The 12,810-nt window shown below is 42.4% G+C and carries 11 protein-coding genes; 5 read left to right on the top strand and 6 right to left on the bottom strand.

Annotation, left to right across the window (positions count from 1 at the left end):
- Positions 1 to 144: 144 nt before the first annotated feature.
- Together HUJ21_RS05345 and HUJ21_RS05340 are read left to right on the top strand one after the other, a co-directional pair.
- Complete coding sequence (locus HUJ21_RS05345; RefSeq protein ID WP_291367920.1) at positions 145 to 870, top strand: hypothetical protein; 726 nt, start codon at positions 145 to 147, stop codon at positions 868 to 870.
- A gap of 209 nt (positions 871 to 1,079) precedes the next feature.
- Positions 1,080 to 1,640 carry a DUF1349 domain-containing protein gene (locus HUJ21_RS05340; RefSeq protein ID WP_291367919.1) on the top strand — a complete coding sequence of 187 codons (561 nt, stop codon included), beginning with the start codon at positions 1,080 to 1,082 and terminating at the stop codon, positions 1,638 to 1,640.
- Position 1,641: 1 nt separating this feature from the next.
- Here the strand turns inward: HUJ21_RS05340 and HUJ21_RS05335 are convergent, their stop codons facing one another.
- The 5 genes from HUJ21_RS05335 to HUJ21_RS05315 form a co-directional block, all read right to left on the bottom strand.
- Entirely contained in the window at positions 1,642 to 3,000 is a 1,359-nt protein-coding gene (locus tag HUJ21_RS05335) for an FAD-dependent oxidoreductase (protein WP_291367918.1), read from the bottom strand.
- Positions 3,001 to 3,079: 79 nt separating this feature from the next.
- Positions 3,080 to 4,465 carry a vanadium-dependent haloperoxidase gene (locus tag HUJ21_RS05330; protein WP_291367917.1) on the bottom strand — a complete coding sequence of 462 codons (1,386 nt, stop codon included), beginning with the start codon at positions 4,463 to 4,465 and terminating at the stop codon, positions 3,080 to 3,082.
- Positions 4,466 to 4,585: 120 nt separating this feature from the next.
- The gene (locus tag HUJ21_RS05325) at positions 4,586 to 5,485 is read right to left on the bottom strand and encodes an ROK family protein (protein WP_291367916.1); all 900 of its coding nucleotides are present in this window, start codon (positions 5,483 to 5,485) and stop codon (positions 4,586 to 4,588) included.
- A gap of 158 nt (positions 5,486 to 5,643) precedes the next feature.
- Entirely contained in the window at positions 5,644 to 7,971 is a 2,328-nt protein-coding gene (locus HUJ21_RS05320; protein ID WP_291367915.1) for a glucosamine-6-phosphate isomerase, read from the bottom strand.
- Between the two features lie 24 nt (positions 7,972 to 7,995).
- Positions 7,996 to 9,240 (bottom strand): ROK family protein, encoded by a 1,245-nt coding sequence (locus HUJ21_RS05315; RefSeq protein WP_291367914.1) that lies wholly within the window; start codon positions 9,238 to 9,240, stop codon positions 7,996 to 7,998.
- Positions 9,241 to 9,513: 273 nt separating this feature from the next.
- Between HUJ21_RS05315 and HUJ21_RS05310 the strand changes: the two genes are divergently transcribed.
- The 3 genes from HUJ21_RS05310 to HUJ21_RS05300 all read left to right on the top strand — a co-directional run bounded on the left by HUJ21_RS05310 (position 9,514) and on the right by HUJ21_RS05300 (position 11,877).
- Positions 9,514 to 10,506 carry a N(4)-(beta-N-acetylglucosaminyl)-L-asparaginase gene (locus HUJ21_RS05310; protein WP_291367913.1) on the top strand — a complete coding sequence of 331 codons (993 nt, stop codon included), beginning with the start codon at positions 9,514 to 9,516 and terminating at the stop codon, positions 10,504 to 10,506.
- 3 nt (positions 10,507 to 10,509) lie between these two features.
- Positions 10,510 to 11,265 carry a copper homeostasis protein CutC gene (locus HUJ21_RS05305; protein ID WP_291367912.1) on the top strand — a complete coding sequence of 252 codons (756 nt, stop codon included), beginning with the start codon at positions 10,510 to 10,512 and terminating at the stop codon, positions 11,263 to 11,265.
- A gap of 144 nt (positions 11,266 to 11,409) precedes the next feature.
- Positions 11,410 to 11,877 (top strand): CBS domain-containing protein, encoded by a 468-nt coding sequence (locus HUJ21_RS05300; protein ID WP_291367911.1) that lies wholly within the window; start codon positions 11,410 to 11,412, stop codon positions 11,875 to 11,877.
- Between the two features lie 18 nt (positions 11,878 to 11,895).
- On the opposite strand, the gene HUJ21_RS05295 is transcribed toward HUJ21_RS05300, so the two are convergent.
- Complete coding sequence (locus tag HUJ21_RS05295; RefSeq protein WP_291367910.1) at positions 11,896 to 12,672, bottom strand: YdcF family protein; 777 nt, start codon at positions 12,670 to 12,672, stop codon at positions 11,896 to 11,898.
- Positions 12,673 to 12,810: the final 138 nt, after the last annotated feature.

Raw genomic sequence — 12,810 nt, 5'->3', positions numbered from 1 at the left:
CATTAAACACACAGGGCAATGATTATTTTAATCGTCAAAGATTCCCTGTCTGCCGTTATGCCGGCATCTGACCATTAAAAATCAAATTATAAACAGATGAAACCTACAGAGAAATTAATACGCAGAAAAAAGCAGTTGTATTTTATGAAGCCCTTAATTGAACGGATGGGATTAATCCTGCTCTTAATATCGGTAACTATTGCCTGTGTAGAAGATGACACTCAGCCCGGGGATGATATAAGGGTGATTTTAGACAGTTTCGATTCCGGCATGAAGGGTTGGGCAGGAGGGTTTGCTGATTTGCCGGTTGATGGATTGGATAGTTATGAACTCGGGGTGGAATTGGCTGATTTGCCAGAGGAAACCGGTGAAACTGGTCAGGCCATAAAAATTCAGGGGCAAAACCGGAGTGATGATTTATTCATGTTCCTCAAAAAGGAAATTTCGGGATTGGAGCCCGGTGGAAGGTATGAGGTGGTTTTTAACATTAAACTTGCCTCCAGCTATCCTGAGAATTCTGTTGGTATAGGTGGAAGCCCTGGCGGCTCTGTTTTTTTAAAGGCCGGTGCGGTAAATCATGAACCGCTTCCGGAGCCAGTTGAGGAGGCACAGACTACATACCATAGAATGAATATCGATAAAGGGAATCAGGCCCAGGATGGTCAGGACATGTATGGTCTGGGAACCATTGGTATAGCGGGGGATGATTTTGTATACGAGATTATATTCCGCGATAATATGGATCGGCCACAGGAAGTTCTGTCCGATGAAGAGGGAAACCTATGGCTGATTGTAGGTACGGATTCCGGATTTGAAGGGTTGACCGTTTTGTACTACCAGGAAATTGAGGTAACTTTAACAAGGCAGTAAAAAACCAATAAGCCCCCTTAATGAACCACTCATCATAACACCAGTTCAACGGCTGAATTTGTGAAATAATTTGAGTTTGTTCGAGGAGATAAAGCGAGTATGGCAGTGGCTATGTGCGGTTTTCGTTGAGATAGAGATGGCTCAAAAGTGCATTTGTTTATTCAAAAGTTCAGGCATTTTACCAGGTTCATATAGTTAAATTTAAAAGCATGTCCGAAAATAGTTGGGAGGGATTTCAATGGCTGAATGAACCCCGGGAATGGTCGATAAATAAATCCAGGCTTCGGTGGACAACCGATAGGAAGAGCGATTTTTGGCGCATTACACATTATGACTTTGTCAAAAATGACGGTCATTTTTTCTACAGAGAATTGGAGGGACAATTTACCTGTCAGCTTGAATTTTCAGGGCAATACCGGGATCTTTATGATCAGGCAGGCCTTATGCTCCGTCTTGATGATGCCAACTGGATCAAGGCAGGAATTGAGTATGTAGATGGAATTGCCAAGGCAAGTGTTGTGGTGACCAGAGATTTTTCCGATTGGTCTGTTTTGGATTTACAGGAAAACCCCGCTAACTTTTGGATTCAGGCTAAGCGGGGAAAAGACCATGTGGAAATTTCCTTTAGTACCGATGGTGTTCGATTTCAGCTGCTTCGTCTGGCTTTTTTTCCTCCCTGTGCTTCATTACAGCTTGGGCCGATGGCCGCCTCCCCAAAGGGAAAAGGTTTTGAAATTGATTTTGAACCCCTGAAATTTCAGGAAAATTAGCTCAGGAAAGCATTTGTTCCACTACTTCCTCCCCTGAATTGATGGCTCCTTCCATAAATCCCTGCCAGTCTGCCAAATGTTCTCCGGCAAAGTATACAGATTTGAAGGGTCTCTTGAGCACAGGCATCAGATCAAACCATTGACCTATGCCATATTGGGCATAAGCCCCATAGGAATATTGGTCCTTTCCCCAGTAATAGCTGCTTTCTCCCGCCACCAAATGGCTCAGGTCTCCAAAACCAGGCCGAAGGGAATCTAGTATGAGTTTTAGTCTGACTTCTTTAGGCTGTGCATGTAATACTTCGGCTTTATCGCCAATGGCATAGGCTACGAGTACGCCTTTTTGACCCGGTTGGTCCTTGGTGCCATGGTAAAAATAATGTCCAACGCCATCGGTTAGACAGTCAAAATTTTCCCTTCCCCAAAAGCGTTCAGAAAACACTACCGGGAATTTCCCGATTCTGGCGTATTGCAAACCATTTAATGCATCGGTCATGGCTGTTGGCAAACCAGGTTGCCAGTTGATCTTCATTACCATATAGGTTGGAGCTGTGCAAATCAGTTGATCGGCCTGATACACCTCTCCATTGCTGCAAGTCAGCTTCACCCCTTCACGGGATTGTTCTACCAGCGAAACATTTCTACCCAACAGGATCGAATCGCTGCCAATGGATTCTGCCATTTTTTTGGGAAGCAGGCCATTTCCGCCCTTAATTTTAAGGTCCATTTCGTTTTTTTCACTGCTTTCGGCATATTCTGCCAATGCACAAAAGCTGGAAACCTTGCGTATCGATTCGCCAAAATCAGTGCTGTCTAGTAGCTCCCTGATGTCAATGTCCCTGTCAGAAAACCCTTTTCTGGACAGGAATCTCCACCAATCCACTCGGTCCATTTTTTCTTTTTCTTTGGGGGAAAGCTTATCCCAATATGCCTTTTTATTGCTCCAAAAAGTTTCCATTTCAGGGGATAGGCTCCAATTTCCAACTCTTTCATGCTTTCCATGGTAGATCAGATCTGTTTCAAACCGATTGTCGAAAAGCTCAAGGCCAAACTCTTCGCAGAGTTCGATTACCCTATTATGGGATGTACCTACCCATTCGGCTCCCATCTCTATGGTTAGGGAATCAAGGGGTTGATGTGAAAATACCCGACCACCCACCCGGTTTCTGGCCTCGAGGATGGTAGTCTTTATTCCTGCTTTTTTGAGTTTGCAGGCGGCAGCAAGTCCGGATAAGCCAGCTCCGATAATCAACACATGTTTTGGCTTCTTTGCAGGTAATATGTTAGGGTATCCCTTGGCTGGAAGGGTCAAGGCTCCACCCAGAAGGGCGGTGGCCTGAAGGAAATCTCTTCTTTTCATTGGAATAAAATGATTTTTCCTGAATATATAAAAAATACACTTTTATATTACCAAAGAGGGGATAAGTATGGTGATTATTTTACTGATCTGCAGTAAGCAGTATATCTTTGGGTAGATCGACTTTGTTCAGAATGTAGTGGGCTATTGCTTCTCCCTGCTCCATACCTACTTCAATGGCATCCCTGAAATGAATGCCCCCATACAATCTGGAAATGGCGGCCTCATCCGAAGCCTGCAGGAATGAATCAAAGGAACGTTCCGGGAGACCAAAAAAAACTTCGGAGGTATCTATAAAATTAAAGTTATCACCAAAAAATGAAGTAAGGATTATGGCACTGGTCTTGGAAATAACACTATGACCACTGGTATATTCCGGGAAGGGTGGGGTTTGGAGGATGGGCCTCCAGCTTTGGTCTATGTATTCATTGATCACAGTAATGGGTCTGATGCGGTCACTTCTGTATTTTTCATCCCAGCAACTGATAAATGCATCATGAAGCCCCATAGCGACGAGAGTGTGGATGTAGATGCTATTTTTGAGGTTGAGCCTGGCTTTTTGTGCAGCAATACCGGTGATTCCCATCCAATGTCCTCCGGGAGAGATTTTCTTAAGTCCAATGGCCATATGGCCACTATAAGAAACATTAAAAGGGTTACAATCCCAAAAATTGGCGATCAACCGCTGTTCTTCCGATAAGGCATTGGTGACCGAATACACCTCATGTACCTGTTGGTGAAATGAACTGCCTTCTTCCATTGAAAACTCAGCAGGTGGCTTGGGGCTGAAAGCTGAAGCATCTTTTATGAAATATGGCCTGATGGTTCTCCATTCGGGATCAATAGCAGGCATGTACGCAGGTGGTGTGGGATACCATTTCCCCCCACCGGCAGATGGGCTATACCGCTTCATGGTGCTCAGATAAGCGTAGCCATCCCCTTTGGCATATTGTAAAACCAGTGCTGCGAGCTCTTCGGCATACCGGATATTTGCTGGCAGGGCCTTTTTCTTAAGGAATTTATTTTTTACAAATTGTTCAATAAGTTTTTCCTGTGATTTTTTCAGGTTTTTGCCAGAGGGCATCAATTGTTTTCCTACTTCCAGCATGGCATACATTGCTGAGAAAGATTCGTTAAGAGAAACGTTGTCTAAAGCTGGTTTTGGCAAGGGATAAGGCAAAGGTGTTTCCAGGTTTTTCAAGAGTGGGTCCTGGTCAATGTTATTGTGTTTATGAAAAACCAAATAGGCAGCCAGAAGAGAATAACTGTAAAATCTGGCAGCCCCCGGGGGTGTGGCCACATCAGTAACCATGACTTCTGTGATGGAAAATAAATGGTCGATCATCCAGGCCACCTCTTGGTTTTCATGTTTGATTTGAGCTTCATAAGTAGCAGATTGCGCTAAAATATTTTTATTTCCGGCCAGAAATAAAAATAACATAAAAGCTAATATCATTTTTTTTGCCATGGCTGATCCATTTATATAAGCAAATGTATTCAATAAATCCATAAACCTCAACAGGGAACAGAAGGGTGCCTGAAAATTGAGCGATTCAAAAAAGACCGTGTTTTATCAACCGGCAGCAATCTATGCCAAAGAAGGTCTTGGGGCTGATTGATTCTCGGATTTAACTAAAAACTCATTTTCTTCTACTAAAGAAATGGCGCCTAGAATAGCAGAATCATCCAGTTCGGAAACATAGATTTTCAAATTTCCGGAAATTGGTTTGTAAGGGAATTCATTGATTATGGCTTGCATACCTTTCTCAAAATAGGGATAGGCTTTTCTGATGGATCCTCCGATGACGATAGCTTCAGGTGCATAGGTAAGCAAGAGTCTATAGATCAGTTGCCCAAGGTGTTGGCCATATTCATTAAAAATCTGCAAGGCTTCAGGATTGCCTTCTTTTGCCTTTGCTGATAATTTCTTAGCGCTATACCTGTATTGATTTTTAAAAAATTTACTGCTGCAATAATCCTCAAAAGTTTGGTCCAGATAAGGTACTGCTCCCCACTCTCCGGCACCGCAAAGTTGTCCTGTGTAAAGGTGGCCGTTGGCGATGATGCCCGTTCCTATGCCCGTTCCCAGTGTAATGCCTACAACGTGCCGGTGGCTTAATGCCGGGCCAAATTTGTACTCTCCCAATGCAAAGCAATTGGCATCATTGTTTACCACTACAGGAACTTTAAATTTATTTTCAAGGTAGGATTTTAAATTTACCTTTTGAAAAGAAGGAATGTTGGCAAGGTTGTAAACAATACCCTTAATAGGATCTACAAGGCCAGGTATACCTATTCCTATGGCTTGGAAATCAAATTTCTTGTAAGCTGAAATCTGTAAAGAAATGGCATCAAGAATTTCTTCCTGGGGCAAACTGGCAGGGGTCTGGCTTTGTATTCTTTCTGCTATTTTACCATCACGGATGATGCCGGAACTAATTTTAGTACCACCAATGTCCATTCCAAGAACCGTATTGCTTGCTTTCATTTTTTTATTTGTGTTTTCGGGAATTACCCGATTTTAAATTTACCCGGTGTTACCTTTACCTGTCATTCATTATTGCCCAGCTAAGGAGAGGACATTAAAAGCAAATATCCGCAGGAAAATTATTTCCACCTGCGGATATAACTTTTCGCTTTGAAGGATTACAACATACCTTCTGTAGATTTTTCCAGTTCCCTGGCTTCAACCAGAAAATCCTCTACCCCCATTTCACGGAAAAAGATCAACCCATGACTGGACCTGACTTTTGCCGTATGGTGTTGGTAAAAATAATTTTTGCCCAATAAAAGTTGAACATCACTTAATTGGTTTACCCAGGTTCTCCTGGCAAGGGTGCTGAATTTCCCATTATGGGCATAGCTTGGAAAGGAAGCATTGACCTGGCTCAAGTAACAATTAGCGAAAGAATCTTCCATAACAGACATGTCACCTAAAGAAACCGGTACGATCACATTGGACTCGGCTGCATCAAACTTAAACCATACATTTCTGTACCCAATAATCTTGAAGTTGCTCAGGTCTTCTTCCAGGCTCCATTGCCTGACAGCCTCGGCAGTTGCCTGTAATACTTTGTAATGGGTGTCTGGTCCGCTGCCTTCAGGGTCCAGGGTCAGACTGAGCTTGGTAGGTTTGATCTCCCTAAGCATATTCAATATGGGCTCTACATCTCTTTTCTTATCCGGCTGTTCTGTAAAAATATCTCCGGTATAAAAACCCAATCGCAAATGGTGAACGTTCTTTACCTGCACGCCAAAATGCGCCCAGACAAGTTCTTCTTCAAACTCCCTGATCATCCCTTTAAGGGTTTGGATGTTTTTTGGGTTTTTCTCCCCATCATAGGAATTTTTCAAAACCGTAATGATTTCATTGATTTGATCCCGGAGCTGCATGGTGGACTTGATGCCAAAAGTAAAAACGATCGCTCTTACTACCCTGTGACAGAGCCCTCTTAACCGCTCTTCTGCATTTTCTGATGCTACATTGGTCAGGTAATGGTAGACGTCTTTATCCATTTTTAATTTGAACCCGGATTCATAAAAATCATCGAACTTGACCATTTGTATGCGTCCCTCGTCCAAAAACTTCTTGGTACTTTTTAAGGTATCGATCACGAAGGAATTGGTAACCGCAGTAAAACCCGAAGTTAGCACCGCAAAGTGAGCCTCATTGCTGTTCTCATGAAGTTGCTTTGTTATTTGAGGGAGTATGCCAAGAGATATGTCATCATGGTGGGGACCTGTATGCAGGAGGACCTCATTTTTTTCCTCTTCCATTCCCTTGTCGATCTTGCTACTGATGCTTTGAATGACTTCATTGACCGTATTTTCGTTCAAGTTTGGAATCTGACTGGTGTATTTGTCATTCTTCAGGTCTTCCATGGTGATACGGTGGCCGTATTTTTGAAGCCTTTTACAAAGGTCCAATACCGATCGTTCGGTTTTGGTGAAATTCCATTTCCCGGTGAAATAATATTGATCCACACTGTCAGTCAGCTTGGAAGCAGCTCCCTTTGTAAGGTAAAACCGGCCATTTTTTAATTTTTGGAGAACAGTTGCCGGATATACATTGGTCATGGATTTTTCCAGTGATTGTTTGACAATAGGGGCTTTGGCCTCTCCTGCAGCAATAATGATGGCCACGGCATCAGGGTTGTGGACAATGGTATCCAACCCTATGGTGATAACAAGACGATTGGATGAAATTTCAATCCCGCCCAGATCTCCGGCTGCCACTGCCTGGGTTTCAAAATTGGTTTCTGTTAGCCGGGTGGTTGAAAAGATATCGGTGCCCCGGGTATTGAAAGCGATGTGTCCATCGGGACCTATACCCCCAACAAAGAATCCTATACCACCTTTTTCCCTGATTTTGGCTTCATATTGTCCACACCATTGATCTATCAGGTAAATGGATTCCTGTTGTAATCTTTCCAGATTATTGGTGTACTCCCGGTACCGTAAGGATAAATCTACTTTGGAATCCGGGAATATTTCCTTGTATGATTTCCCTTCTGCCAATTGAATTTCATCTGAGTTAATTAACAAGGCCTTTTTTGGGTCCAGACCAAAGCCTTCTATATAAAACTTGTTTACATAATGGTAAAAGCTGTTTTTTTGCTGTGAAGAAATGGGGTAAAATTCATCAATCTGAACGAATTGCAGGTCTTTTAGTACAGGTTTTTTGCATTCTTTCAAACCGTATTTCTCCCTTAATTCCAATCCTTTTTTCTTATCCCAGTTTTCCAGCAAAAACTTGGTCCATTTGATAAAGTACTCCGGAGTTTTACCGGTGGGCAGGCTGATAACTCCGTCAGGGTTGGTTGAAACCCATTCCAAAAACCTGCAAGCGGTAAGTAATCCAAGTTTTGGAAAATTATCTACTGTGAGGTAAGGAATTTTTGTGGTGATAGTTTCTGTTTCTGAATCCTTAAAAAAAGCCTCTTCAGTTTTCGAAAGTGGGTAATTTGCTAACATATCTTTTTATCTGTTTTTTATTTTCTAATGTGAGTTGATGGTGTCTTCGAATATATGCTCATTCACAATCGCTATAGCTCCCCGGAGTCCGACTTCCTTACCTAATTTTGAGAGTTCGATGGAGGTTTTTTCTCTTAGTTTTGCCATAGAGTAGATGTTCAATGCCTGTTGTATGGGAGTGGTGATGTATTGGTTTGCTTCCGCAATGGCACCACCCAAAATAATCAGCTCAGGATTAAACAACTGAATAAGAATGGCAATCCCCCTGCCCAGATCCAGTCCAACATCCGATAATATACTTATTGCCCGCTGATCACCTGCTGATGCTGCTTCTACCACAACTGAAGGATCAAGATTTTCTTCTTTTCCTTCGGATAATCTGGCAAGGATGGAATCCTTATCCAGGTGTATGGCTTCTTTGGCCAATCTCACCACCGCTCCCCCGGAAGCAACCGATTCAAGACAGCCTCTTTTTCCACAGGTACAACTGATTTCCTTGGCATCAAATAAGGGGGAATGACTGAACTCGCCGGCAAAGCCAGAGTATCCTCTGTAAAGTTTTTCATCAATGATAATGCCCAAACCTATACCCCAATCTACAAATATCCCAAGGACGTTTTTATGGCCATAATTATTACCAAATTTAAATTCGGCCAAAGTCTTCGCCCTGGCATCATTTTCGATAAATACCCTTCTCCCGAATTTTGATTCCAATTGATCTTTAAGGGGCTTTTTGCCTGATTTCAAATGGGTATGGTTGATGCCGGCAACACCATCCACCAGGCCTGGCATGCTTATTCCAACGGCTATCACCTTTTCTTCCGGTATTCCGGAGGATGCGATTACTTCCATGGAAAAATCGTAGATTTCGTCCAGGGTTTTTGCCTCGTTGTTCAAGGTCAGCTTAACGGTCTTAATTTTAGTGACCCTTTCATTTTTGGTGTTGTAAATTGCCGCTTTGGCACCATACCGGCTGAGGTCTATGCCTAAAATATAGAAAGAATCAGGAGCCAACCCATAAAGATCGGGCTTTCTCCCACCCTGGGATTGACCCCGGCCTTCCTTAATGACGATGTTTTCCTCCAAAAGGTCTGTCAATAAAAGGTTTACTGTAGGTAAACTAATACCTACCAGCTGACAGATGTTGTTGGCTGTATTGTTACCAAGGGTATATAATTCCTTGACGATTTTTAGTTTGTTGATATAATTTTTAATTTCAACAACACCTTCTTTTTTTTCAAGGACTATTTTTGGGTCAATTAGGTTCATCTGGTTTAATTTTATGCAAATTAATAAAAAATTTTATTAATTAGCTATAACTTACATTAAAAAATTTGTATAACTTTAAATAGAAATTCTTTTGTTTTTGTTTGGTTAAGCTTTTTTTATGCCTGCCAATAATGGGAATGGAAAAGACCTTCATATTGGGTAGTAAAATTTAAGTTATTTATAAAAATATATAAAGCCAAGCTATTTTCTGAAAATATTTTGTCATGTTTGCTATTTGTTTTGACCAATTACAACCTTTATTACAAAAATCATATGGGAGGAAGAAGAAAATTCATTAAGCATTCCCTGCTATCTACCTTTGCGGGAATACCATTTGCTGTAAGCGCCTCTTCTGCAGGCTCGTTTCGAAGGAATGAAAAAAAACAAGATCATTTCACCCCTCAAATATTATCTACCTGGAATCATGGCATGGCTGCCAATGACAAAGCATGGGAGGTCTTGAATAGTGGCGGGTCCATAGTGGATGCCGTCGAACAGGGAGTAATGGTAACCGAAAATGATTTGACCAACTTGTCTGTGGGGCTTCAAGGCTTACCTGACAGGGAAGGAGTTGTGACCTTGGATGCCTCTATCATGAAGGGGGATGGCTCTTGTGGCGCTGTTGCCTTTGTAAGACAAGTCAAACATCCCATTACATTGGCAAGGAAAGTCATGGAAAATACACCTCATGTCATGCTTGTGGGAGAAGGCGCAAGACTTTTTGCCGAATCGGAGGGAATGCCTATGGAGCAGGAAGAGCTGAGTCCAAAAGCCAGAGAAGCTTACCGCCGCTGGAAGGAAAATTCGAAATACCAGCCGATCATAAATATAGAAAACCATGATACCATTGGTATGGTGGGCATAGATGAAAATGGAACCATGGCGGGTTCATGTACCACCAGCGGACTGGCTTATAAAATGCATGGAAGGGTAGGAGACAGCCCCATCATCGGGGCAGGCCTGTTTGTGGATGAGGAAGTGGGGGCAGCTACCGCTACCGGATTGGGAGAGGAAGTGATCAGGATTTGTGGCGCATTTTTAATCGTGGAGTTGATGCGTCAGGGTAGAACGCCTCAGGAGGCATGTGAAGAAGCGGTCAGAAGGGCAGTATCCAAGAGTAAAGACATAGACAATACGCAGATTGGATTTTTAGCCTTGAATAAATCGGGCGAATACGGCGCTTTTGCCATAAGGCCCGGATTCAATTATGCACAGCACCACCGACAGGGAAAATCTTTGATTGATGCCAAAAGTTGGTTTAAATAAGCTATGGACAGTAAAAATATTGTTTTTGAAGCTCCTGTATATACCTTGGAGGCTGCTTTAAATGCGGTCGAGCATGGGGTAGACCGACTGGAACTTTGTGCGGATTTCGGTGAAGGGGGTACCACCCCAAGTGCCGGATTGTTAAAGGAGATAAAACGGCAGTTGGATGTTCCCGTTTTTGTGATGATAAGGTGTAGGGGCGGGGACTTCTTGTATACCGATCCGGAGTTGGAAATCATGCGAACCGATATGGGAATTTTGTCTGAGCATGGTGCAGATGGCTTTGTATTTGGAATTTTGGCTCCCTCAGGGGAAGTGAATCGGGAAGCATGTGCTAGCCTGATTCAGGCGGCTGAGGGAAAACCCTGCACTTTTCACCGCGCTTTTGACCTGGTACCGGATAAAGAAACAGCTTTGGAAACCATTATTGGACTTGGTTTTAAAAGAATTCTTACTTCGGGTGGAGCGCCTACTGTCGCAGCCGGTTCTGACATGATCAAAAAACTAAACATGTGGGCTAAGAACAGGATCATCATCCTTCCTGGTGGAGGTTTAAAACCAGCAGATCTGCCCATGCTGAATCAACATGGTGCTTTAAAGGAAGTACACAGTTCCTGTAAACAATTCAGGAATTCAACCATGGATCTGCCGGACACAGGTTTGAAACTTTCTTTGATAAAAGAAATGGAAGGAAAAGTGCTAACAGTAGACCCACAACTTGTCCGTTCCTTCAGAGCAATCCTGGATGAATTGGATTGAATTTGATATAAATTGAAACTTTTTTTATTTTTTAGGAGATCGATGAAGCCAATTAAATTTTATATAATATCATTATTTAGCCAATGATATTTGTATTTATTTGATTTTTTTACTACATTATCTTCTCAATAAACCCTATAAAATATGGTAAAGAGTTTTCAGGGGGTTAGGGAGGCCCCTATCAAAAAAAGCAGTCAGCCCCTTTTGGTGAGCGATCATATGAGCACCAATCTGGTGACATTTCATCCCAACGACACCATTGAACATGTTATAATGACAATGACTAAAAAGAATATTTCAGGAGCCCCGGTAGTGGATGAGGAGGGTAACCTTGTGGGAATGATTTCTGAAGGAGATTGTCTAAAGGAAATTGTCAAAGGCCAATATACCAATACGCCAAAATTTCCCGGTTCGGTGGAAGAACACATGACCAAAGACGTCATTACCATGCCGCCGGATATCTCTATTTTTGATGCAGCCGATCAGTTCTTGACCCTAAGAATTAGGAGGTTTCCAGTGGTGAAGGATGGAGCATTATTGGGACAAATAAGCGTAAGTGATATAATCAGGGCCATGCCAAAACTAAGGGCATCCACTTGGGGCAAGTATTAGTTTGCATACCAGAATGCCTTAGATGTAGCCAGCTGCTTTGTATATCAGTATTCCTACCCATTCTTTGACCAGAATATGCCAAATCAAAATGGCATTGATGCTGGGTTGAAAAATGGTTTTGAAGTTTAATTTTGGTGCAGCTGCGTAATAGTCTACCGGAAAGGTATCCGGGTAGAGACCAGTTTTCGCAAAGCAGGCATTTGCTCTTTTCATGTGGAAGGCCGAAGTAATCAATAAGAAGGAGGAGGATTGTTGCTCCAACAGCCCTTCTTCTTTTAATAATTTCTCGGTAAATAGTGCATTTTCTCTGGTGTTTCTGGCGGTTGTTTCCAGGATCAGGTCTGATCTTTTTACCCCTGCCCATACCATAAAATCTCCAAGCGAAGCAGCTTCAGAAATTTCATCCGAAGGATCAAATCCCAGACCTCCCGTGATGAGGATTTTTTTCAATTTCCCCATTTTATACAATTGAACGGCATGGGTCACCCTGTCTGCACCTTTATTGAAATAGGTTCGGTCTTTTGGGGTTTTTTCAATATTAGTAACCCCCGTTAAGATGATGCCTATCTCATAATCCGGAAGTGTATGGAAAGCCTTTGGGGGAGGTTCCCAGCTATACATCATCCGATTGGCGAGGTAACTGTTAGAAAAAAATAAGGAAAGCAGGAATCCGGCCAGTACCAGCTTCTTACCCCAGGTTCTGCTTATAAAAATTATCCCTGCACCTGTCAAAACCAGACAAATGGTGAATGGCATGATAAGGAAGCTGAATAATTGCGATACATAAAAAAACATGTTTTTTCTTGGTTTGCCGATTATACAATAATGTCAGGTCGATACCGCAAAATTATCCAATTATTATCTTCCCACCCTATTTTTATTTTTAACTTCACACCATTCCTTTGAGCCGATCCAGACTCCGTTTACTGGTCG

The organism is Cyclobacterium sp. (assembly GCF_014762705.1).
Classification (GTDB): domain Bacteria; phylum Bacteroidota; class Bacteroidia; order Cytophagales; family Cyclobacteriaceae; genus Cyclobacterium.
This window is presented reverse-complemented; position numbering and strand designations above follow the sequence as displayed.

What these genes read in the sequence shown, in the direction of transcription:
- HUJ21_RS05345 (WP_291367920.1), top strand. Translation starts at nt 145, where the DNA reads ATGAAGCCCTTAATTGAACGGATGGGATTAATCCTGCTCTTAATATCG.
- HUJ21_RS05340 (WP_291367919.1), top strand. Translation starts at nt 1,080, where the DNA reads ATGTCCGAAAATAGTTGGGAGGGATTTCAATGGCTGAATGAACCCCGG.
- HUJ21_RS05335 (WP_291367918.1), bottom strand. Translation starts at nt 3,000, where the DNA reads ATGAAAAGAAGAGATTTCCTTCAGGCCACCGCCCTTCTGGGTGGAGCC.
- HUJ21_RS05330 (WP_291367917.1), bottom strand. Translation starts at nt 4,465, where the DNA reads ATGGCAAAAAAAATGATATTAGCTTTTATGTTATTTTTATTTCTGGCC.
- HUJ21_RS05325 (WP_291367916.1), bottom strand. Translation starts at nt 5,485, where the DNA reads ATGAAAGCAAGCAATACGGTTCTTGGAATGGACATTGGTGGTACTAAA.
- HUJ21_RS05320 (WP_291367915.1), bottom strand. Translation starts at nt 7,971, where the DNA reads ATGTTAGCAAATTACCCACTTTCGAAAACTGAAGAGGCTTTTTTTAAG.
- HUJ21_RS05315 (WP_291367914.1), bottom strand. Translation starts at nt 9,240, where the DNA reads ATGAACCTAATTGACCCAAAAATAGTCCTTGAAAAAAAAGAAGGTGTT.
- HUJ21_RS05310 (WP_291367913.1), top strand. Translation starts at nt 9,514, where the DNA reads ATGGGAGGAAGAAGAAAATTCATTAAGCATTCCCTGCTATCTACCTTT.
- HUJ21_RS05305 (WP_291367912.1), top strand. Translation starts at nt 10,510, where the DNA reads ATGGACAGTAAAAATATTGTTTTTGAAGCTCCTGTATATACCTTGGAG.
- HUJ21_RS05300 (WP_291367911.1), top strand. Translation starts at nt 11,410, where the DNA reads ATGGTAAAGAGTTTTCAGGGGGTTAGGGAGGCCCCTATCAAAAAAAGC.
- HUJ21_RS05295 (WP_291367910.1), bottom strand. Translation starts at nt 12,672, where the DNA reads ATGTTTTTTTATGTATCGCAATTATTCAGCTTCCTTATCATGCCATTC.